The organism is Sorangiineae bacterium MSr11954 (genome assembly GCA_037157815.1).
Taxonomy (GTDB): Bacteria; Myxococcota_A; Polyangia; order Polyangiales; family Polyangiaceae; genus Pendulispora; species Pendulispora albinea.
Genome location: CP089984.1, coordinates 8,385,083 through 8,405,742, shown reverse-complemented (window position 1 = coordinate 8,405,742; position 20,660 = coordinate 8,385,083). Strand labels below are relative to the sequence as shown.

Genomic DNA, 20,660 nt, shown 5'->3' with positions numbered 1-20,660 from the left:
TCGTGAGCGTGGCGGTTGCCAACGCACCGTCGCGAAGGCGCGCACCGCCGCGAGCGCGCACCGTCGCGAAGGTGCGCACCGCCGTGAGCGCGCACCTTGCGTGAGCGCTACTTCCAGAGCCAGTCCAAATATCCGCCCGTCTCCGCCGGCTCGTCGCCGCGCGGCTCCGATGATTTGGACGCGCCCTCCGCGTCGAGCTTCGCCGATGCGGAAAGGAGGTGCATCGTCGCGATGCGCAGCGCGCCCAGCGGCAGGTGCCGCGGCGTCTTTGGACGGGTGAGCACCGGAAAGAGCTCGAACAAGCAGCCCACGGGCCGGAGCGCCACCGCCACCACCTCGTCCCCGAGCAGCATCGAGCCCATCGCGAAATGGTGCCTTCGCTCCAGACCGCAGCTCACCCGGCGATAGTCCTCCTCGTCCGACGAGCGGCAGGTCACGAAATATTTCACGCCCAGCCGCGAGGGATCGAGCTGCCGAAGCTCCCGCGTCCCAACGACATCGATGCGGTGCGGTCGGATCCACTCCGTCGTGTCCGGAGGAGGGGCCCCCGCGATCGTGGACTTCCCACGCCATGCCTCCGAAGAGGCCAAGACATCGTTGTCTTCGCCTGCAGACCAAAGGGTAACCGGGAGCACCAGCTCCGAAAGCGACGATCGAGGACGAACGAGCGACATGCGTGCGTGGCTCCATCCCCCCGGAGGTGGGCCCTTCGCATCGGCCCGCGCTCTCATTCTGTATACGGCCGTGCTGTCACCAACTTAAGGCCTCTCGGTGACAATCCGAAATTTTTTTTGCCCGCAAACCATGGTCGAACCGAATCGCGTGATCTATGAATCATTCACATTATGAACGATTCACCGCGGAGAGCACAGCCATGATTCTGGTTACGGGAGCAACGGGACACGTCGGCGGCGAGCTCGCCGCGCTGCTTGCGGCACACGGTGGAGCGCGGGTGCGTGCCATGTCGCGCCGTCCGGAGGCGGCGCGGTTTCCGGCGGGCATCGAACCCGTGCGCGGCGATTTCGAGGACGACGCGAGCCTCGACCGCGCCATGGCGGGCGTGGAGCGCCTCTTTCTCGTGACCACGCAGGCCACGGGGACGGAGGGCGGCCCCACCCACGAACGGCTCGCCGTGCGCGCCGCGCTTCGCGCGGGTGTGGAGCACATCGTCAAGCTGTCGGTGCTGGGTGGAGGTCGCGGTCCGGGGGTCGACTCCGAGGATCCGATCGCCCGTTGGCACAGCGCGGCGGAGGCCGCGGTGACGGACAGCGGCATCGCGTGGACCTTGCTGCGCCCCGGGCGGTTCATGTCCAACGCGCTGCAGTGGGGGGCGATGATCCAAAAAGGCGACAAGGTTCATCTGTCGTTCGCCACCCGCCCGGCCGCGTCCATCGATCCGGCGGATATCGCCGCGGTGGCGCTTCGCGCGCTGACCGAGCCCGGGCACCGCAACCAGGCGTACGAGCTCTCGGGCCCCGAAGCGCTCACCCCCGAGCAGGAGCTTTCCATCCTCGGCGCCGTGCTGGGGCGAACGCTCGAGCCCGTGCCGGTGCCCCTCGAGATGGCGCGGGCCGGCATGCAGCGCTCGGGCTTTCCGAGCCATGTGATCGACGCCATCGTGGCGCGCAGCGTGTCCACCACCCATGGCACCGAGGTGCTCTCCACCGTGGAGCGGATCACGGGCCGCCCGCCCCGCACCTTCGAGCAATGGGCGAGGGCACATGCCGGCGCCTTCCGCTGAGCGCGATCGCCGCTGGACCGCGCTCGGCTTCATCGCCCTGGCGCAGCTCATGGTCGCCCTCGACGCCACCGTGGTGAGCATCGCGCTCCCCTCGGTGCAGCGCGCCCTGCATTTTTCCGACGCCCAGCGCCAGTGGGTGATCACCGCGTACACCTTGCCGTTCGCGGGGCTGCTCCTGCTCGGGGGCCGCATCGCCGACTCCATCGGCCGAAAGCGCGCCTTTCTCATCGGCCTCACCGGCTTTGCGCTCGCGTCGGCCGCCGGCGGGGCCGCCCCCGATCTCGCCACCCTCGCCCTGGCGCGCGCCGCGCAAGGTGCCTTCGCTGCCCTCCTCTCGCCCACCGCCTTGTCGCTCCTGGCCGTCACCTTCACCGAGCCGCGCGAGCGCGCCAAAGCGTTCGCCATCTATGGCGGCATCGCGGGCAGCGGCGGCGCCGTGGGCCTCGTGTTGGGCGGCGCGCTCACCTTCGCCGGCAACTGGCGCTGGTGCCTCTATGTGAATGTGGCCATCGCCCTGGTGGCGATCGCCGGCGCCCGTCGAACCTTGGCCGACATGCCCGGCTCGGGCCCCTTGCGCGCCGACGTGCCCGGCGTGCTGCTCGTCACCCTCGGCATGGTCTCCGCCATCTACGGCTGCACGCGCGCGGTGGCGCTGGGGTGGGGATCGGCGACGGTGCTCGCGCTCCTGGGCGCGGCCGTCGTCTTGCTCGCGCTCTTCGTCGTTCAGGAGGCGCGCAGCGCGACGCCGCTCTTGCCCCTGCACATCGTGGCCGATCGAACCCGGGGCGGCGCCGCCTTGTGCGCGGCGCTCGCCATCGTGGGCATGTTCGGGCTCTTTCTACTGCTCACGTATTACTTCCAGGTGGTCCTGCACTACTCGCCCCTGCGCGCGGGCCTCGCCTTTCTTCCGATGACGGCCGCGTCGCTCTTCGGCTCCACCGCGCTCGCCACGCGCCTTTTGCCCCATGTGCAGCCGCGCGCCATCATGGCCCCCGGTCTGCTCGTGGCGGCGTGCGGCATGGCGCTCCTCACCCGCATCGATGCGGACAGCCGCTACCTCACCGACATCCTGCCGGCCGAAATTGCCGTGGGCTTCGGCATCGGCTGCACCATGATCACCGTCTTCAGCGTGGGCACGCAGAGGGTCGCGCCGCGCGAGGCCGGCGTCGCCTCGGCGAGCATCAACGCCGCCCAGCAATTCGGCGGCTCCATGGGCACGGCGCTCCTCAACACCATCGCCGCGAGCGCCAGCGCCGGTTACGCGGCCACGCGCGCGGCCGAACCGCGTCTCGCGGCCTTGGTGCACGGCTACGCCACGGCCGCGGGGTGGGCCGCGGGCATCCTCACGGTGGCCGCCGCCCTCGCCGCGCTCCTCGTCACGGGGCGAGCAAGCTCCGCACGGCAAACGTGAGCCCCGCCGCGATGCTGAGCGCGCCCGATGCGCGCGCGATCCACAGCGGCATCCTCTGCGACATGCGCTCCGCCGCAAATGTCAGAGGCACGGCGATGGCGAGCGTGATGAGCATCATCCCCGCCACCGTCCCCACGCCGAACAAAGCCAAATAGGCGAGCGCCCGCCCTCGATCCCCAATCGTCGTCAACGCCAGCAAGGTGACGGCCGCCGATCCCGCCAGCCCGTGCACGATGCCCACCGCAAACGCGCGCAGCGGCGACGCCAGAAGGCGCGCGCCCGCGGGAAGTTTCGCGTGCTCCGCGGCATGCGTCACGGGCCGCGCCCGGAGCCCCACGGCGCCGAGGACGACGAGCATCAACGCCACGAGCAAGTCCATGGCGAGGACCGCCCCGGGTGGCACCGTGAGCCGCCCCATCAGCATCGCCGCGCCCACCCCGATCACGGTGAGCGTATGCCCCAACCCCCAGAACATCCCCGTGCGAACGGCGCGGCGAACGCGAGGGTCGCGGCTGACGATCGTGCTGATGGCCAGCACATGGTCCGGATCGGTTGCGTGGCGCATCCCCAGAACGAGGCCCAACAGCAGCGTACTTTTTGCGGCAAGTATTGCGTCGTGCATGCAATTGCAACTCAATTGCTGTATGGTGTCGGGGCCTCCTCTTGTCAACCGATAGGGCCGGGCATCGCGCCGGGGTCCGTGCACGTCGCGCGGACCACCCCTCGCCACCCTCGCCCTTCCGCGCTCGGAGGGGCCTCGCGGGTTTTCCGTTTCTTGTGCAATGCAGATGCAGGAGCGTTAGACTCCATGAGTCGTTCAATTATGGAAGCGACATGGGAGCCGCCGTTGACCAAGCAAAAAAAGCCGCGAAAAGCAGATGAAAGGGCCGTTCAGGAGTTCCAGGACCTTCTGCGCTCGTCCGGGCTCCGGAGCACCGCGCCCCGGGTGGCGGTGCTCCAGTACCTGCACGACTCGTCGGAGCCGAGCAGCCACGCCGAGCTGTTCGAGGCCCTCGCCAGCAAGGGCTTCGACCGCGCCACCATTTACCGAAACCTGATGGACCTGGCCGAAGTCGGCATCGTGAGCCGCACGGATCTGGGCGATCACGTGTGGCGCTTCGAGCTGAAGAAAGGGGTGGCCGGCACCGCCCACACCGACGAGCACCCGCACTTCGTCTGCATCCACTGCGGTGAGGTCGCGTGTCTTCCGGGGCTCGCGTTCGAGGTCAAGAGCGTGAAGGGCGTCCCCAAGTCGGTCAGCAAGAACAAGGTCGCCGTCCAGCTCAAGGGACTGTGCGATAACTGCGGCTAACCGCCCATGGTCCAACGTCTCGCCCATTTCGCCATCACCGTTCGCGACTACGACGAGGCCCTGGCGTTCTATGTGGGCAAGCTTGGCTTCGAGAAGCTGGAAGACACCGATCTCGGCGGAGGAAAGCGCTGGGTTCGCGTGCGCCCCAAAGGCTCGGACGCCGCCATCCTGCTCGCGCGCGCCGTGAACGAGCAGCAGCACGCGAGCGTCGGCAACCAAACGGGCGGCCGCGTCTTCGTCTTCCTCGACACGGACGACTTCTGGCGCGACTACCGCGAGCTCGTCGCCCGCGGCGTCACCTTCGCGCGTCCCCCGAAAGACGAACCCTACGGCACCGTCGCCGTCTTCGAAGATCTCTACGGCAACCGGTTCGATCTCTCATCGGCCCCACCGTCCCGGCTTCCGCGACGGTCGCCACCTCGTCTTCGTAGCTACCCCGCCGGCTCCACGGCCGCCGCTTCGCCGTCGACAGGTCCGCGCCCCCGATCGAGCATGCGCGCCTCGCGCCAGTTGCCGAAGCGGTAGTACAGGATCGACAGCAGCAGCGACACCACCGAGCCGAGCGGAAAGCTCCACCAGATCGCCTCGGCCTGAAACGTCGGCGCGAGGGCGTACGCGAACGGGATGCGCACCACCCAGAGCGCCACGAAGAGGATCGCGAGGGGCACTCCCACCGCACCGGTGGCGCGCACCACGCTCGAGAGCACGAAGCTGATGCCGAGCATCACGAACGACCACGACACCATGGCGTTGATGTGCTGCGCGATCGGCAGCGCGTCGGAGTCGCTGCCCAGAAAGAGCGCGAACGCCGTGTGGCTCATCACGGAGACCAGCACCACCAGCACGCTGGTCAGGATCACGTTGAACACGATGCCCGCGCGCGCGATGAGGCTCACCCGATCCCACCGCTTGGCGCCCACATTTTGCGCGGCCATCGACGAGACCGCGGTGCCCACGGCGATGGCCGGCATTTGAATGTAGTTCCAGAGCTGGAAGCACGCGCCGTAGGCCGCCGTGACGTGCGAGCCAAAGCGGTTGACGAGGCTGATGATCACGATCATCGAGGAGGACATCACGGCGATGGAGAGCCCCATCGGCACCCCCTTGACGATCAGGGTCCGCAGGATGCGGCGATCGACCCGGAGGTAGTGACCCTCGCCGCGCGCAAAGCGCAGAAAGTGCTTGCTTTTGTACATCCACACGATCACGCCGAGCACGCCCGTCCACTGCGCGATGGCGGTGGAGAGCGCGGAGCCCGCGATCCCGAACGCCGGAATCGGCCCCACCCCGCGAATGAGCAGCGGGTTGAGCACGCAGTCCAGCACCGCCGCCACGAGGAACGACACCGCCGGTGTCTTGGCGTCGCCGGCGCCGCGCAGCGCCATGATCACGAACATGTAGAGCACCATGCCCGGCAGCGCGATGAAGATGACCCGCAGGTACGAGGAGGCGAGGGGGAGCGCATCCGGGGGCGTGTGCATCAAGGTGAGCACCTGCGGCGCGAACGCGATGCCCAAGGTGGCCACCACCAGCGACACCAGCGCGAAGAACGCGAAGCCCGTCCCGATCGTGCGCTTGGCGGTCTCCATGTCGCGCGCGCCCAGGCTCTGACCGACGAGCACGGTGGCCGCCATGCCCAGCCCGAAGGTGGTGCTGAACAAGAAGAACAGCAGCGCGTTGGCGTTGGCGCTGGCCGACAGGGCGCGCTCGCCGAGCAGGCGGCCGACCCAGGCCGCGTTGATGGATGCGTTCAGCGATTGCAGGATGCTGCTGGCCAGGGTGGGCAGGGTGAACAGGAACAGCGTCTTCCCGACCGGCCCCTCCGTAAATTGCATTTGTCGCATCGTTTCCTTTACGTCGGCCTCCCCATGGCCGGCGTTCGGCTCTTTCCTCATCGGCGGCATGCTTTCGCGCGCACCCGCTCGCCGTTCACCGTCCTACAGCACTTTGCGCAACCATTGCTCGACGCCCGCAATATGCACCGCGGCCCAAGCGCGAGCCACCTCGGGTTGGCGGCTGGCGATGGCGTCGAGGATGGAGCGATGCTCCGACTGGGTGCGCAGCCAGGCGCCCTCGTCATTGACCCCGCGCCAGATGCGGCCGCGGAGGGTGGGGGAGGCGAGCCCGTTGATCAGCGAGCAGAGCACCGAGTTGCCGGAGGCCTCCGCGATGCGCCGGTGAAACTCCAAGTCGTTGGCCACGAGCTCGTCCACGGAGGAGTCGGGTTGCACCTTGGCGAGGTGCAGCCGCAGCAGCTCCACTTCTTCGTCGCTCATCCGCGATGAAGCCATGGCGGCAGCCGCCGGCTCGAGCAAGCGGCGGACCTCGAAGAACTCGAGCACCGAGCCATCGCGGTGGACCTCGACCGCAAAGCTCACGGCATCCAGCAAAAGCTGCGGCTTCAAGCTCGTGACATAGGTGCCATCCCCCTGCCGCACATCGAGGATGCGAAGCTGCGAGAGCGCCCGCACGGCCTCGCGCAGCGAGTTGCGCGATAGGCCCAGCTGCGCGGCCAAATCCGCTTCCTTCGGCAGCCGGTCCCCCGGACGCCACTGCCCGGTGACGATCATCTCTTTGATCTTATCGATGGCCTCGTCCGTGACCGCCACGCCACTCCTTCGAAATCCATATAGATCGGATGTCTTGCCATCAGTATGCATAAAACTCTCCCCAGATGTGACACCAACGACAGCTACGAACCTCTTTACAGCCGACATACATCCGATGTATACCGCATGGCGAGCGAGACTGCCTGGAGGGCGAGTCCGCTAGAGCTCGAACGTCGACCCAATGCGGGGGGAGACCGACATGGTGCTCTCCCGCGACCAAGGAGGTTACGCCATGTTTCGCGCCTGGGACACGACACACATACGTACAGATTGCCACTCGCCGCGAGTCTCTGCCGAAGAGCCCCGTCGGTTGGCAGGCCGGAGCACCGCCCGGCGGCTCTGGACCTTGGCCCTTCCGCTCATTCTCGGCACCGCGGCCCTTCCGGCGCACGCGCAAGTCACGCACCCGCGCCAACAGTACCTCCGCGACGCTCAGGGCGGATTGTTCCTTCACTGGGGCATGCGGACCTCGCCCGGCTACACGAGCTGCAGCGCCTGGGAGGCGGCGGTCACCAGCGGCGGCTGGAACCCGGGCTACTGGGTCGCCGAGGCGCAGAAGCTCCATGTGCAGTACCTGGTGCTCGCGACCTTTCACAGCCGACTGGGCTACGCGCGGCCATGGCCGTCGGCCATCCCGGGCAGCTGTCGGGTCAAGCGCGACTTTTTGGGGGAGCTGATCGCGGCGGCCAACGCCAAAGGGCTGAAGGTCATTCTCTACATGACCGACGATCCCCAGTGGCACGCCGAGGGCTTGCCCTCGGGCCAGAGCTGGCTCGATTCGGCCGCGTACTCGAAATACAAAGGCCACGACGTCGACCTGACGAAGCGCGATGGGTTCGGTGAGTTCAGCTACGACCAGTTCGTGGAGGTGATGCAAAACTATCCGAACCTCTCGGGCTTCTGGATCGACAACGACAACGCGTACTGGGAGAGCCACGGCCTCTACGAGCGCATTCGCAAGGACCGACCGAGCTTCACCCTGAGCAACAACAACGAAGACACGCCGATCATGGACATGATCAGCAACGAGCAGAAGACGGGCATGACCCCGAGCTACGACTACCCGCAGGCCGTCTACACGGCGGGGCCGCGGCTGATCGAGGCCGACTACAAGCTGCCCACGGGCGGCGCCTGGTGGTACAGCGGCTCGAACTCCACCGTGGACTACAAGCTCACCATCGGCCGCTATGTGACCAACGCCGGCTCGTCGATCAAGTCCCTCATGGCGGAGACGGCGATGGTGAACGGCAAATTCCCCTCGAACCAAGCCGCCTTCAACGACTTCGCCCAGGGCTACTTCCAGGCCATCTGGGAGTCGCTCGAGGGAACCCACGGCGGCGGTTACCTCTACGGCGGCTTGAAGCCCGGCTTCTGGAACGACGGCGCGCACGGGGTCACCACCGTGAAGAAGGACGATCCGAACCGGCACTACATCCACGTGATCACCAAGCCATCGGGCAGCACCCTGGTCGTGCGCGACAACGGCTACCGCATCACCTCGGTCACCAACCTGCGCACCGGCGCGCCCGTGGCGTTCGCGCAGAAGGGCGGGAGCCTCACCCTGTCCGGCATCACCAAGTGGGACGACTACGACACCGTGTTTCGCGTGCAGAGCGCGGGCCGCGAGGGCATCCTCCCGCCCTCCACGTACACGATGAGCGCCAGCTCCTCGTCCAGCGGACACGCCGCGTCCGCCGCCGCCGATGGAGACTCCACGACCTATTGGGACAGCAACAAGGTGACACCGGTGTCATTGCGCTTCGATTTGGGCGAGCGCGAGCGCGTCCAATACATCGGCATCAACCAACGCGAAGACTCGGTGAGCTACGCCCGCTCGGACACGGAGCAATCGGCGCGCATTCGCGACTACCGCATCTATGTCTCCAACGACGGAAGCAGCTGGGGCCAGCCCGTGAAGACGGGGACCCTCCCGAGCCACCGCGGCGTGCAGTTCATCGATCTCACCGCCGTCACCACGCGCCATGTGCGGCTCGAGGTGGTCAGCACCTGGGCGGCGTCCACCGACAGCACGCGCTACAAGCGCCTTCGCGTCGACGAGGCGTGGATTGGCACGAGCTACGCCGGCTCGAGCGGGCTCTTGGACATCGGGGTCGACATCGATGTCGACGTCGATGTGAACCTGGGGCGCTAACTCTCGCCGTCCACGCGCGGAAAGTCTTTGGGCTGATCGAGCGAGAACGCGATGGCCTCCGGAATTCGCTCGGTCGGCACCCCGCGCCAGAACACCTGCCATACGCCGGTGCGGATCATCCCGTCGCACTGCTTCGTGTACCACGCGTTGACGGCGTTCTTCACGCGCGAGCGCCAGAACACCGTCCCATAGTCCAAGGTGAGCGCGGTCCACACGTCCTTGCCCAGCCCTTCGCCTTGCGCCTCCCGGCCCACGGCGAACTTGCTCATGTAGGCGCCGAGGGGGGTCTCCATGACCATGGCCGCGCCCCGGTAGTGCTCCTCCAGGTAGATGCGCGAGACGGGGCGCTCGAGAAAGCCGGGGCTTAGCGGGCGCTCGAACGCCGACTCCAGCATGGTGATCAGCCGCGTCGTGTCGAGGGTGGCGTAGCCATCGTGCCGCTCGACGCGCGCGGCGCGGCGGACCATGGTGCCGGAGCCGCCGGTGGTGAAGAGCTCGCGCAAAAGCTCGAGGGGCGACGTCATGGCGAAGGTGCACCGGTGCGCCAGGCGATCGAGCAGGTAGCCCACGCCGTTCAGGATGATCTTCTGCTTGCGCGACACCTCCTTCGACGCCAAGAGCGGGGCCTGATCGGCGTTGAGGCGCACCAAGCTGACCGGCCGCCCCTCGACCACGATGCCGCCGCGCCGCTGGAGAAAAATGACCTTGCGCGCGGCGATGGTCTCCACGAACACGCGCATCGCCTCGAAGCGATCGGGCGGGGTGCGGCCGGCGAAGATGCCCAGCGGAATGATGGGGATCACGCCGTCGCGGGCCGCCGTGCGCGCGGCCTCCGCCACGCTGGTGATCTCCGACGACGCGGGATCGAGCACGGTGGCCAGGACGTCGGCGCGAGCGAGCTCGAGGGCGAGCTTCGAGGCGTGCTGGGCCACGTGGCCCGTGTCGAGCAGCCCCAGGACGATGATGGGCACCAGGCCCAGCTCGGAGAGAAAGCGAAGATCGACCACCAGCGCGTCGAGCGCGTGGGTGAGCACGGGGCCATCGACGGCGATGGTCGCGAAGCGCTCCTTCGCCTCCGCGCGAAAGAGCGCCAGGTAAAACTCCGCCTCGGCACGCTTGCCGATGCTCCAAAGAAAACGCGAAATCGTGTCGGGCGCGTACAGCATCGAGAGCGTGCGTAACTTACCGCGGTCTCCCTCGAGCGATCGTGAAAGATCCGAGGCAGCTCGCGAACGGCGATTTACGCGAGATCGAAGACGAGGATCTCGCCGCCGCCGGCGCCCTCGAGGGTGAGCGCCGGCTCCTCGCGGAAGGCGGCGCCGTCGCCGGCTCGGAGCTCCCGGCCTTGCACGCGAACGCGGCCGCGCGCCACGTGCACCCATGCATAGCGGCCCTCGGGGATCGGGTGCTCGATGCGCTGGCCGTCCTCGAAGATGCCCGCGTAGAGGCGCGCGTCGGTGTGGATGGTGACGCTCCCATCCTGGCCATTCGGCGAGGCCACCAGGCGAAGGCGCCCGTCTTTCTCCTCGCGCGAAAAGGCCTTTTGCTCGTAGCTCGGCGTGATGTTCTGCGCGCGCGGCAGGAGCCAGATCTGCAAAAGGTGAACGGGCTCGGTCTTCGAGGCGTTCATCTCGCTGTGCGTGACCCCGGTGCCCGCGCTCATGCGCTGCACCTCGCCGGGGGAGATGACCGATCCCGTGCCCATCGAGTCCTTATGCACGAGGGCGCCCTCGAGCACGTAGGTGACGATCTCCATGTCGCGATGGGGGTGCGTTCCAAAGCCGCGGCCCGGGCTCACCCGGTCCTCGTTGATCACCCGAAGCGAGCGAAAGCCCATATGCCCCGGGTCGTAATAATCGGCGAAGGAGAACGTGTGGTAGGTGTCGAGCCAGCCATGGTTCGCATGGCCGCGCTCATCGGAGGGACGGAGGATCATCATGGTGAGGCGCTCTTCGTAACCACGATTGGCTCGCGCCGCTATCCTCCTCGCCTCCGAGCCAAAAGGCGGCGGGCCCGCGCTCGAGCTTCTCGGTGCCCATTTCGGTGCCTATTGGGGCAGAGCTCGAAGCCGGTCGAGCATTTGAATCGCGGTGAGGTTCCGCACGTTGTAGCCGTACTGAAGGTCCGAATCGTTGAAGTAACCCGACGTCCCCGGCGCGGCGACCGAAGGGTGCACCCCATCGGGGCCGAGGCCGACGTTGGGCAAGGCCCCGAGGGCGGCGAAGAGATCGATGAGCGGCACATGCCGCTGCGCGGTGATGCTGCGCACCTGCGTGTTGATCGCGCGAATGAGCGTACCGGCGTCAGCATAGTCCGTTCGATCGGGGATGGTGCTCACCACCGCCACCACCCCCTCGCTCTCGAGCTGGTCGACGATTCGATTCATGTTCGTCGCCAAGGTCGCCGCGTTGCCGTCGTTCGTCCCGAACATGACGATGGCATACCCGGGTCGAATGGCCGCCACCTCGCGCTGCACATAGCTGGGGGTGCCGGCCAGCACGTCGCCCGACGTCCAGCCGCCCTTTGCGGCCAAGCTGTCCCGATTGAACGCGTTCTTCCCGCCGCCCACCGGCACCGCGCGAATGGCCTCGATGGTCGGCCCCAAGGCGGCATAGTTCCCCAGCGCATACGCGTTGTTGCCCACGTCGTAAAAGAAGCTGGACGAGGCGGTGATGGAGTCCCCGAGCTTGCCCACCACCTCGGGCCGATTGCTCTTCGTCTGCCCCAACGCCCGCACCTGCCGGACGTGCGCGACCGTCTCCGCGTCGAAGGCGGGCAGGGCCGGGCTCGCCCAGAGCGATGCCGCAGGCGGAAGCCCCGCATCGCCCGGCGGCGGCGGCACCGAAGTGTCGGGGCCCGCGTCGGCGGGGTTCGATGCGTCCTCCAGGCCCACGTCTCCGTCCGGGCGATCGCCAATGGACCCGCTCGCGCCATCCCGCGCGGGTTGGTTGCGATCCGCCGCGCCATCCCCCGAGCCCGGACCATCGGCGGGCGGGTGCACGTCGGATGATGAGCTGCACGCCCCGAAGAAGCCGGCGGCGGCCACGACCAGAAACGCGGTGGTCGCTGGGATTCCGCAGGCCAGCTTGCTGCACGTTCGGATTCGTCTCATGAGCAGGCAACCGGGCGGAGCAATCCACATACCGAACGTGAAATTGCCCGCGTTCCCTTGCTTGCGCGCACCGCGTGCGCTCGCGCCAATTTCTCAGCCGTAGCACTTTGCCCCGAAGCGCGCGCCGGACCGCGCTTCGCGTCATCCCGCCTCGGGTGCACGAAGATGGCCTTTCGTGCAACCAAGAAGGCCCTGCGAGCACCTTATCCATGTTCGCGGCACATTTCTGGCAGCCCTTTAGGTGACGTTGGGGCGCAGGCCAGGGTGGGGCCGAGGTGCAGCTTCATGCAATTGGTGAACGTGAAAGACAGTCTGACCCGGGGCTTCATCCGAGAGCTCGACGGATTGCGCGGAATCGCCATTTCGCTGGTGCTCGTTCATCGCTTCTGGCCCGATCGAGGGCCGCTGCATCGATGGGCGAGCCTGGCGGAGCTCGGGTGGGTCGGCGTCGATCTCTTCTTCGTCATCAGCGGCTTTCTCATCGCCGGCATCCTGCTCGACACCCGCGGCGACCCGCACTTCTATCGCAACTTCTACGCGCGGCGCATGCTGCGCATCTTTCCGCTCTATTACCTCTTCGTCGCCGGCTGTCTTTTGCTCTTTCCGCTCACGCAGCCCGGCGCGTACTTCGAGACGCCGTTCATTCAGAGCGCCGGCTCGCCGCTTTGGTACCTCTTCTACCTCGGCAATGTCCCCGAGACCATCGGCCACGATCCGCCGTACGTGCTCGGTCCCATTTGGTCGTTGGCCATCGAGGAACAGTTCTACATCGTGTTCCCCTTCGTGGTGGCCACCCTCGATCCGGCGCGCCTCAAGAAGGTGCTCTTGGGCCTCATCGTCCTGGCGCCGCTCTTTCGGCTGCTGGCGCTGCTCTTGGTGCCCTCGAACGAACGCATCCAATACCTCGCGACGCCCTGCCGCATGGATTGCATCTCCTACGGCGCTCTCCTGGCGCTGCTCCTGCGCATCGAGCCGTCCGCCGTGGGCTCGCGCGCGTCGGTGGCGCGCGCGCTCGGTGTCGTGGCGGCGCTCTGTTTGGTCGCGTTTCCCCTCGGGGTGCTGACGCGGACCACGCCTTGGGGGCGCGTGCTCGGATATTCGCTGGTGGCCATCGCGTTCACGGTGCTGCTCGCCTTCGTGCTGCAGCGCCGGGATGAAGCGGCGACGGCGTTCCTGCGCTGGCCCCCGCTCCAATACGTCGGCAAGATCTGCTACGGCACGTACCTGCTCCATCGCCCGGCCGACGTCTTCGTCGACAAGCTCGCCGAGCGCCTCGACATCCTCGACCCGCAGAGCATCCCCGGTGGTGCCACGTCGGTGGCGCTGCTCGTGGCCAAGTTTGGCGTCGCCATCGCCTTTGCGACCGCCAGCTGGTACGCCTTCGAGAAGCCCATTCTCCGCCTCAAGGATCGCTTCCAGCCCCGAAACCACCCCTCCGCCACGGCGCCCATCGCGCCGCCGGCGCCTCCTGAGCTCACGGGCCGCGCCAACGTGCCCGAGTCGGGGTAAGATGCGCGCATGCGCATGCTGCACACCATGCTCCGCGTGGGCAACCTCGAGGCGTCGAAGCGGTTCTACTGTGAAGTCCTCGGCATGAAGCTCCTTCGCGAAAAGGAGTACCCGGGCGGCCAATTCACCCTCGCCTTCGTGGGCTACGGCGACGAAGAGTCCAACACCGTCCTCGAGCTGACCTACAACTGGGGAACCTCGACCTACGATCTCGGCAACGCCTTCGGCCACATCGCGCTCGCCACCTCCGACATCCACGGGACGGTGGAGAAGATCCGCGCCGCCGGCGGCAAAGTGACCCGCGAGCCCGGCCCGATGAAGCACGGCACCACCGTCATCGCCTTCGTGGAAGATCCGGACGGCTACAAGATCGAGCTGATCGAGCGATCCTGACGTCGGCGCTCCGGGCGGCGGGGCGTCGAACGCTCCGAGCCCGCGCCACCAGCGATCCTTCGCGCTCGTCTACGCTGCGCCCGCGGCCTTGCGCTTGGTGCGGCGCGAGGGCGTTTTCTCTTCCGCCTCTTCGGCGTCCGCCGCTGCCTCGAACTCCGCAGCTTGCTTCGGGTCGATCGACACCCACGTGTCGCCCCATTTGGCGAGCGCATCGATCACGGGTGCGAGCGCGCGGCCCTTCTCGGTGAGCTCGTATTCGACGCGTACGGGGTGCGTTGGGAGCACCCTTCGCTCGACCACGCCCTCGGCCTCGAGCTCCTTGAGCCGCTCGGACAAAATGCGGTCGCCCACCACCTCGAGCTTTTCGAGCAGCTCGCCAAAGCGGGCAGGGCCATCCATCAGAATCAATAAGACGAGCCCGGTCCATCGTTTGCCGATGAGATTCACGGCGGCCTGGTAGTTCGGGCAAAGCGCTCGGCTGTAGCGGGTCATGTTCAGTCCAGTCCTTCCAAGAAGGTAGCAACCCACTTCTGAAAGGGAAGCTATTGACCTCCGAAAGGTCAGGACACAAGCTTCCGGGTGACCGCAAAAAGGGAAGTGACTTCCGAAAACGCAGGAAAGCTGCGGGGCGGGGTGCTTTTGGTTGCGGTTTCTCCGTGGGCTTCGTCCAGCGCTTTGGACCTCGTCCACTCCGAAATTCATTCGATTCAGGAGACTGCCATGGACACGTTGGTCGGTAAAATCCCGGCTGTTGCGCGCGTTCTTTTCGGGGGCATCTTCGCCCTCTTCGGACTGAACGGCTTTCTGAATTTCCTGCCTTTGCCGTCGCCTACGGGGGCCGCCGCACAATTCACGGGCGGGCTGGCGGCGGCGGGGTATTTCTATCCTCTGCTCGCGGCCACGCAGCTCGTCGCCGGTGTTCTTCTGTTGAGCGGGCGATTCGTTCCCCTCGCATTGGCCCTGCTCGCACCCGTCATTGTCAACGTCGTTGGCTACCATCTCTCCGTCGAGCCAGAGGGCTTGGGGCCCGCGGTCGTGGTGCTCGCGCTCGAGATCTATTTGGCTTGGGCTTACCGCGATAGCTTTGCGCCGATGCTCCGCGCCCGCGCGGTGCCTACCGCCGCGGAAGAGTCGGGCCAAGCCGTACCCCACCACGCCTAGAGCATAGGCTCCGCTATCATCCCGTCGCCATCGATTGCATGCCGGCGGGACACCGCCATAGCTCGTGACGCGTCGCGCTGCTATCCTCTTCGTCGCGCGCGCGTGCGGGTTAAGTAGAGAGGAACACCGGGCGCGCGTTTTTCGTATTTGCAGATACAAGCAATTTGCGGATAGCTTCCTCGATATGAGAATGCTGCTCGTTTGCCGCTGCGCGGCCTTGGTCTTCTCGTCCCTCGGATTCGGCCTGCTCGCTGCTTGCAGCAGCGACGACTCGCCGGGGTCTCCGCCGCCCGATCCTTCGTGCACGGCGGCGAACAACTGTACCTTCTTCGCGGTGGGCTCCACCGAGGAGCAGGTGCAGAATCGAATCGCAACCGCCAAAGCGGGGCAGACAATCAAGTTCGGCGAAGGTACCTTCAAGTTCGTCAACCAGATCGCGCTGCCCTCCAACGTCTCCAATCTGACGGTCCTGGGCGCGGGCATCGACAAGACGGTGATCGATTTCAGCGCGCAAACGAGCGGCAACGACGGCATCTTCGCGCAGAACGTGACCAACCTTCGCCTCGAAGGGTTCACGGTGAAGAACTCGGTGGGCAACGCCATCAAGGTGCTCAAAGGCACCGGGGTGACCTTCCGCAGCCTGAAGACCCATTGGACCACCGAGGACAAAACCAAACACGGCGCCTACGGTATCTATCCGGTGGAGTCGACCAACGTGCTGGTGGAGAAGAGCATCGCCATCGGCGCCGTCGACACCGGCATCTACGTGGGGCAGTCCAAGAACATCGTGGTCCGCGACAACGAGGTCTACGAGAACGTGGCGGGCATCGAAATCGAGAACAGCTTCACCGCCGATGTGTACAACAACAATGCGCACGACAACACGGGCGGTATTCTCGTGTTCGACCTGCCTCATCTGCCGCAGACCGGCGGACACGACATTCGCGTCTTCAAGAACGACATCCACGACAACAACACCGCCAACTTCGCCCCTTCGGCCAGCACCGTCGCGGCCGTCCCCAAGGGCACGGGCTTCTTCGTATTGGCGAATTCCAACGTGGAGGTCTTCGAGAATACCTTCAAGAACAACGTGACCGCGCAGACGTCGGTCTTGAGCTATTTCATTTTGCAGCAGCCCATCGACGATCCGAATTACAAGCAGCCGTTCCCGTCCAACATTTACATCCACGACAACACGTACGCCGGCGGCGGGGCGAGCCCGGACCAGGACAACAAGCTCGGCATCGTCCTCAAGCTCGGGAAATTTCCAGGCGATAAGGTGCCTGATCTGCTCTACGACGGCATCGTGACCACGCCTCCGACCCCCGCGCCGGCCGGCAACCCGCTCAAGGTTTGTTTCAAGAACAACCCGGGGGCCGTGTGGGCCAATTTGCATTTCGACAAAATGGAAGGTATCGATCTCGGCGCGGTCCGCGTCATGAGCCCGCCCGAGCTCGAGTGCGAGCTCCCGCGCCTCGCCCCCGTATCCCTCCCGGGGCTGTGATCGCCGAGACATGTGTTCCTGATACATCGGTACATCGGTACATCCATGATGGTGATGGCAAATCGGATTGTCGGCTTCGCTGCGGCGATGTTCGTTTCTTCGTTGGTCTCGTGCAGCTCGTCGAGCGACCCTCCGTCGGGGCCTCCCGCGGGCGGCGACGGCAGCTACGTCATCCAGCCGTACGAGACCTTGGAGGAGTACGGTCTCGTTCGCATCCAAGACGGCGCGATCGTGATGGCCAAGGAGTCGGTCCATTACGATTTGAACACGCCGCTCTTTTCGGATTATGCGGTCAAAGAGCGGAGCATCTACCTCCCGCGCGGTACGTCGATGACCTACCGCGACGATGGGATCTTCGACTTTCCGCCGGGGGCCATCCTCACCAAGTCCTTTGGCTTCCCCAAGGACTTTCGCGATCCCAAGTCGAAGGTCACCTGGATCGAGACGCGCCTCTTCATCCGAACGAGCACCGAGTGGAGGCCGATGGTCTATTCGTGGGACACAGAGCAAAAACGCGCGGTCCAGGCGCCGGGTGGAAAAACGCTGCCCATCGAGTTCATCGACGCATCCGGAGCACCGCAGCGCGCGAACTACCTCGTCCCCAACGTAAACCAATGCCCCAAGTGCCACGCCAAAGGGGAAGAAACGGTCCCCATTGGCATCTACGCGGCACAGATGAACCGCCCTCACCCCTACGAGGGCGGCACCCTCGCCAACCAGCTCACCAAGTGGCGCGAGCTCGGCCTACTTCAAGGCGCGCCCGCCTCCTTGGGCGGGGCACCCCGTCTCGTCCCCTGGGACGATCCCTCGTCGGGCACGGTAGCCGAACGCGCCCGCTCGTACCTCGATGGCAACTGCGCGTACTGCCACAGCGCCACCGGCGAAGCGCGCACCAGCGGCCTCTTCCTCGATCTCCGCCAAACCGCACCGGTCCGCCTCGGCGTCTGCAAAGCCCCCGTCGCCGCCGGGCGCGCGGGCTCCGGCCTCGAATATGACATCGTGCCGGGGAGCCCCGACAAGTCGATCCTAACCTTCCGTATGAACTCCACCGAACCAAGCGTCGCCATGCCCGAGCTGGGTCGGAGCTTGATCCACAAAGAGGCGGTGTCGCTCATCCACGAATGGATCAAGGGGCTGCAGGGCAGCTGCGCGCCGGGCAAATGAATTGATGGATCCACCGCCAGGGCGCAAGGGCCGCAAAGGGAGGAGATAGTTAGAATCCCCCTTCAATCCCTGGCGCTCGTAGCGTCCTTGCGGTTGAAGTCTTCGATGAGTCCACCGCCAGGGCGCAAGGGCCGCAAAAGGAAGAGATAGTTAGAGTCCCCCTTCAATCCCTGGCGCTCGTAGCGTCCTTGCGGTTGAAATCTTTCGATGAATTCACCGCGAGGGCGCAAGGGCCGCAAAAGGGGGAGATAAGCGACGATCTCTCGCGCTCCTGGCGTCCTTGCGGTTGAAGTCTTCGATGAGTCAACCGCCAGGGGCTCAAGGGCCGCAAAAGAGGGAGATAAGCGACGATCCCTAGCGCTCTTAGCGTCCTTGCGGTTGAACGCTTTTCGCTTCCGTTGAACGGGCGCCTACAGATGATCGCGTAGGAAGTTCGCCATGCGGGTCCAGGCGGGGCCGGCGATGTCGGGGGCGTAGAGCATGTGCGTGACGCCGACGAGGGGGATGAACTCGAGCGGGCGGCCGGACTTGCCCATGGTGTCGGCGAGCTTGAGGGAGTTGGAGAAGTAGACGTTGTCGTCGGCCGTGCCATGGACGAGGAGGAAGGGGCGCGCGGGCAGGGCGGCGGTCGGGGGGCGCGCGGCCCACGTGAGGAGCGACGCGTTGTCGTAGGCGGGGCTCGGGGGGATGCCGAGGTAGCGCTCCGTGTAGCAGGTGTCGTAGTCGGCTTGGTCGACGGTGGGCGCGCCCGCGACGCCGACCTTGAAGACGTCGGGCCGGCGGAGGATGGCCATCGACGTGAGGTAGCCGCCGAAGGACCACCCGTAGATGCCCACGCGCGTGGCGTCGATCTCGGGGTGCGCCTTGGCCAGCGCGCCAATGGCCGCGACATGACCCTCGAGCGGAACTTCGCCCAGCCGCTCGCGCAGCTTGCGCTCCCAGGTGCGGCCGCGCCACATCGTTCCATGCGCGTCGACGGCCACCACGATGGCGTCGGCTACGTCGGCGATCCATTGCGCGCGCAGGTAGGCCAGCCCGTCGGCGACCACCACGTTGGAGTGCGGACCGCCATAGACCGCGTCGATCAGCGGATAGCGTCGCTTGGGGTCGTAGTTGCGCGGGCGGACGATGGCCACGTGGAACTTTTCGTCGCCCACCCCGACCGTGGTGAACTCGACCTGCGGATTGAAGGGCGGCGCCTCCGCCATCGAGCCGATGGTGGCTTGCGATTTCCCGTCGACCGAGCGGGCGCCAAAGCGGCGGTCGCCTTGTTTCGTGGCCTCGACGAAGGCAAACGTGTGCGACCCTTCACCAAAAAACGCGTGCACCACGCCGTTCTCGGAGCGGGCCAGGGCATGCGGTGCGGCGCTGCCGTCGAGCGGCGCGGCCCACACCTCCGCGCGAATGGGATCGGACGACGCCGAGACATAGGCGACGTGCTTGTCCGGATCGACGGTCAAGAGCGCGCGGTAGCCGATGGCGGCGGGCACGGGCACCGATCGCGGTTCGCCGCGCGCGTCGCGCAGCTCGAGCTCCCACGATCCGCGGCGCTCGGTGGACCAGAGGAAGCCGCTGCCGTCCGGAAGCCAGCGGGGCACCGACGGATCGACGTTGAGCCACGCGCTGTCCTGCTCGGTGACCAGCGTGTGCGTGGCCCCCGTCTTGGGATCGATCGCCAAGACCAGACCATTTTGTTGCACCCGATCGAGCACGTAGATGGTTGGCGGCGCGTTCTTGGTCCAGGTGGCGGTGGCCAAGTAGGGGTAGCGCGTCGCGTCCCACGACACCTTGCGCACGCGTCCGCTCGCGGGCGCCTTCCCATTGGCCGAGGGAACGGGCGCGATGGCCAAGTGCACGATGGCGTTCGGCGTGCCGGCGCGCGGGTAGGGGAGGATCTCCGGCGGCTTCTCGGGGTGCGCCGGATCGGTGATGGTCAGCCGCTGAACGGGGGAGAGATCGGCCTCTTCGTACAGGATCTCCTGTCCGTCGGGTGACCACCAGAAGCCGCGCGAGCGATGAAGCTCCTCTTGCGCGATGAACTCGGAGAGGCCATTCGGCTTTCCTTCCGTTCCGCCTTGGGTGACCCGCAGCTCTTTGCCGCCGTCCAGCCCGATCACGTGAACGTCGTGGTCGCGCACGTAGGCCACCCGCGTTCCGTCGGGCGAGAGCTGCGGATCGATGGCCGCGCCCTTTCCCGTCGGCAGCTCGCGAACCTCGCCCGAGGCGCGCGTGAGCACATAGAGCCGGCCCGACAAGGTCACGATGATCTTGCTGCCGTCGTGCGTGGGCTGAAACGATGTAAAGCCTGCCGCGCTGATGCGCTGGCGCTCACGCCGCGCGCGCTCCTCGGCCGAGAGCGTCTCCGGGCCGGACCTCAAGGCCTCGGGGCGAAGGAGCTCGCGCGTCTGGCCGGTCGTCAGATCGGTTTCCCAGAGCGACTGACTCGCGTCGCGCGCGCGCGCCCGCAAAAAGAGAACAATGCGCCCATCTTCGGTGGGCACGAGGTTCTTCGGCGCACCAAGCGTGTAGCCGCGGGTAAGGGCAAACTCGTAGGGGAAATTGGACACGGGTGACGAGCTGAGGGGCGTACGT

General features: G+C 66.4%; 19 protein-coding genes. 10 read left to right on the top strand and 9 right to left on the bottom strand.

The genetic code is table 11. The annotated features are described in order from the left end of the window. Positions 1-107 precede the first annotated feature (107 nt). Positions 108-674: a hypothetical protein gene (locus LZC94_32540; GenBank protein WXB12564.1), complete on the bottom strand. Its 567-nt coding sequence runs from the start codon at positions 672-674 to the stop codon at positions 108-110. A 200-nt stretch (positions 675-874) separates the two neighbouring features. Between LZC94_32540 and LZC94_32535 the strand changes: the two genes are divergently transcribed. Both LZC94_32535 and LZC94_32530 read left to right on the top strand, forming a co-directional pair. Beyond that, positions 875-1,741 (top strand): NAD(P)H-binding protein, encoded by an 867-nt coding sequence (locus tag LZC94_32535; GenBank protein ID WXB12563.1) that lies wholly within the window; start codon positions 875-877, stop codon positions 1,739-1,741. Further along, complete coding sequence (locus LZC94_32530; GenBank protein ID WXB12562.1) at positions 1,722-3,152, top strand: MFS transporter; 1,431 nt, start codon at positions 1,722-1,724, stop codon at positions 3,150-3,152. Before LZC94_32535 ends, LZC94_32530 begins: the two co-directional genes overlap by 20 nt. On the opposite strand, the gene LZC94_32525 is transcribed toward LZC94_32530, so the two are convergent. After that, complete coding sequence (locus LZC94_32525; GenBank protein ID WXB12561.1) at positions 3,118-3,717, bottom strand: high-affinity nickel-transport family protein; 600 nt, start codon at positions 3,715-3,717, stop codon at positions 3,118-3,120. The genes LZC94_32530 and LZC94_32525 overlap by 35 nt on opposite strands. 243 nt (positions 3,718-3,960) lie before the next feature. Here LZC94_32525 and LZC94_32520 point away from each other — a divergent pair, with 243 nt between their 5' ends. Further along, the gene (locus tag LZC94_32520; GenBank protein ID WXB12560.1) at positions 3,961-4,464 is read left to right on the top strand and encodes a transcriptional repressor; all 504 of its coding nucleotides are present in this window, start codon (positions 3,961-3,963) and stop codon (positions 4,462-4,464) included. 6 nt (positions 4,465-4,470) lie between these two features. Continuing rightward, positions 4,471-4,989 carry a VOC family protein gene (locus LZC94_32515; protein WXB12559.1) on the top strand — a complete coding sequence of 173 codons (519 nt, stop codon included), beginning with the start codon at positions 4,471-4,473 and terminating at the stop codon, positions 4,987-4,989. On the opposite strand, the gene LZC94_32510 is transcribed toward LZC94_32515, so the two are convergent. Together LZC94_32510 and LZC94_32505 are read right to left on the bottom strand one after the other, a co-directional pair. Then, complete coding sequence (locus LZC94_32510) at positions 4,896-6,299, bottom strand: MATE family efflux transporter (protein WXB12558.1); 1,404 nt, start codon at positions 6,297-6,299, stop codon at positions 4,896-4,898. The genes LZC94_32515 and LZC94_32510 overlap by 94 nt on opposite strands. A gap of 102 nt (positions 6,300-6,401) precedes the next feature. Continuing rightward, positions 6,402-7,073: a FadR family transcriptional regulator gene (locus LZC94_32505; protein WXB12557.1), complete on the bottom strand. Its 672-nt coding sequence runs from the start codon at positions 7,071-7,073 to the stop codon at positions 6,402-6,404. A gap of 310 nt (positions 7,074-7,383) precedes the next feature. Between LZC94_32505 and LZC94_32500 the strand changes: the two genes are divergently transcribed. Continuing rightward, positions 7,384-9,225 (top strand): discoidin domain-containing protein, encoded by a 1,842-nt coding sequence (locus LZC94_32500; GenBank protein WXB12556.1) that lies wholly within the window; start codon positions 7,384-7,386, stop codon positions 9,223-9,225. Here the strand turns inward: LZC94_32500 and LZC94_32495 are convergent. The 3 genes from LZC94_32495 to LZC94_32485 form a co-directional block, all read right to left on the bottom strand. Then, on the bottom strand, positions 9,222-10,391 hold the full coding sequence (locus tag LZC94_32495; protein WXB12555.1) for a hypothetical protein: 1,170 nt from the start codon (positions 10,389-10,391) through the stop codon (positions 9,222-9,224). The two genes, LZC94_32500 and LZC94_32495, sit on opposite strands and share 4 nt — an antisense overlap. Positions 10,392-10,465: 74 nt before the next feature. After that, entirely contained in the window at positions 10,466-11,164 is a 699-nt protein-coding gene (locus LZC94_32490; protein WXB12554.1) for a pirin family protein, read from the bottom strand. A 108-nt stretch (positions 11,165-11,272) separates the two neighbouring features. Further along, a complete protein-coding gene (locus LZC94_32485; protein WXB12553.1) occupies positions 11,273-12,337 on the bottom strand; it encodes an SGNH/GDSL hydrolase family protein in 1,065 nt (354 codons plus the stop codon). Between the two features lie 285 nt (positions 12,338-12,622). On the opposite strand from LZC94_32485, the gene LZC94_32480 reads away from it, so the two are divergent. Then, the gene (locus LZC94_32480) at positions 12,623-13,846 is read left to right on the top strand and encodes an acyltransferase (GenBank protein ID WXB12552.1); all 1,224 of its coding nucleotides are present in this window, start codon (positions 12,623-12,625) and stop codon (positions 13,844-13,846) included. A 9-nt stretch (positions 13,847-13,855) separates the two neighbouring features. Further along, positions 13,856-14,239, top strand: coding sequence for a lactoylglutathione lyase (gene gloA, locus LZC94_32475; GenBank protein ID WXB12551.1), 384 nt, complete (start codon positions 13,856-13,858; stop codon positions 14,237-14,239). A 69-nt stretch (positions 14,240-14,308) separates the two neighbouring features. On the opposite strand, the gene LZC94_32470 is transcribed toward gloA, so the two are convergent. Next, the gene (locus tag LZC94_32470; GenBank protein ID WXB12550.1) at positions 14,309-14,731 is read right to left on the bottom strand and encodes a helix-turn-helix transcriptional regulator; all 423 of its coding nucleotides are present in this window, start codon (positions 14,729-14,731) and stop codon (positions 14,309-14,311) included. Positions 14,732-14,959: 228 nt separating this feature from the next. Here LZC94_32470 and LZC94_32465 point away from each other — a divergent pair, with 228 nt between their 5' ends. The 3 genes from LZC94_32465 (at position 14,960) to LZC94_32455 (ending at position 18,068) form a co-directional block, all read left to right on the top strand. Continuing rightward, positions 14,960-15,400 (top strand): DoxX family protein, encoded by a 441-nt coding sequence (locus tag LZC94_32465; protein WXB12549.1) that lies wholly within the window; start codon positions 14,960-14,962, stop codon positions 15,398-15,400. A 184-nt stretch (positions 15,401-15,584) separates the two neighbouring features. Next, positions 15,585-16,904, top strand: a complete 1,320-nt coding sequence (locus tag LZC94_32460; protein WXB12548.1) for a right-handed parallel beta-helix repeat-containing protein — start codon at positions 15,585-15,587, stop codon at positions 16,902-16,904. Between the two features lie 45 nt (positions 16,905-16,949). Continuing rightward, positions 16,950-18,068 (top strand): hypothetical protein, encoded by a 1,119-nt coding sequence (locus tag LZC94_32455; protein ID WXB12547.1) that lies wholly within the window; start codon positions 16,950-16,952, stop codon positions 18,066-18,068. Positions 18,069-18,478: 410 nt separating this feature from the next. On the opposite strand, the gene LZC94_32450 is transcribed toward LZC94_32455, so the two are convergent. After that, positions 18,479-20,635, bottom strand: coding sequence for a S9 family peptidase (locus LZC94_32450; protein WXB12546.1), 2,157 nt, complete (start codon positions 20,633-20,635; stop codon positions 18,479-18,481). Positions 20,636-20,660 lie beyond the last annotated feature (25 nt).

Excerpts from the sequence above, each read along its gene's own strand:
- LZC94_32455 (WXB12547.1), top strand. The coding sequence starts at position 16,950 with ATGATGGTGATGGCAAATCGGATTGTCGGCTTCGCTGCGGCGATGTTC.
- LZC94_32470 (WXB12550.1), bottom strand. The coding sequence starts at position 14,731 with ATGACCCGCTACAGCCGAGCGCTTTGCCCGAACTACCAGGCCGCCGTG.
- LZC94_32515 (WXB12559.1), top strand. The coding sequence starts at position 4,471 with ATGGTCCAACGTCTCGCCCATTTCGCCATCACCGTTCGCGACTACGAC.
- LZC94_32510 (WXB12558.1), bottom strand. The coding sequence starts at position 6,299 with ATGCAATTTACGGAGGGGCCGGTCGGGAAGACGCTGTTCCTGTTCACC.
- LZC94_32480 (WXB12552.1), top strand. The coding sequence starts at position 12,623 with ATGCAATTGGTGAACGTGAAAGACAGTCTGACCCGGGGCTTCATCCGA.
- LZC94_32485 (WXB12553.1), bottom strand. The coding sequence starts at position 12,337 with ATGAGACGAATCCGAACGTGCAGCAAGCTGGCCTGCGGAATCCCAGCG.
- LZC94_32525 (WXB12561.1), bottom strand. The coding sequence starts at position 3,717 with ATGCGCCACGCAACCGATCCGGACCATGTGCTGGCCATCAGCACGATC.
- LZC94_32495 (WXB12555.1), bottom strand. The coding sequence starts at position 10,391 with ATGCTGTACGCGCCCGACACGATTTCGCGTTTTCTTTGGAGCATCGGC.
- LZC94_32460 (WXB12548.1), top strand. The coding sequence starts at position 15,585 with ATGAGAATGCTGCTCGTTTGCCGCTGCGCGGCCTTGGTCTTCTCGTCC.
- LZC94_32520 (WXB12560.1), top strand. The coding sequence starts at position 3,961 with ATGAGTCGTTCAATTATGGAAGCGACATGGGAGCCGCCGTTGACCAAG.
- LZC94_32530 (WXB12562.1), top strand. The coding sequence starts at position 1,722 with ATGCCGGCGCCTTCCGCTGAGCGCGATCGCCGCTGGACCGCGCTCGGC.
- LZC94_32490 (WXB12554.1), bottom strand. The coding sequence starts at position 11,164 with ATGATGATCCTCCGTCCCTCCGATGAGCGCGGCCATGCGAACCATGGC.
- gloA (WXB12551.1), top strand. The coding sequence starts at position 13,856 with ATGCGCATGCTGCACACCATGCTCCGCGTGGGCAACCTCGAGGCGTCG.
- LZC94_32465 (WXB12549.1), top strand. The coding sequence starts at position 14,960 with ATGGACACGTTGGTCGGTAAAATCCCGGCTGTTGCGCGCGTTCTTTTC.
- LZC94_32540 (WXB12564.1), bottom strand. The coding sequence starts at position 674 with ATGTCGCTCGTTCGTCCTCGATCGTCGCTTTCGGAGCTGGTGCTCCCG.
- LZC94_32535 (WXB12563.1), top strand. The coding sequence starts at position 875 with ATGATTCTGGTTACGGGAGCAACGGGACACGTCGGCGGCGAGCTCGCC.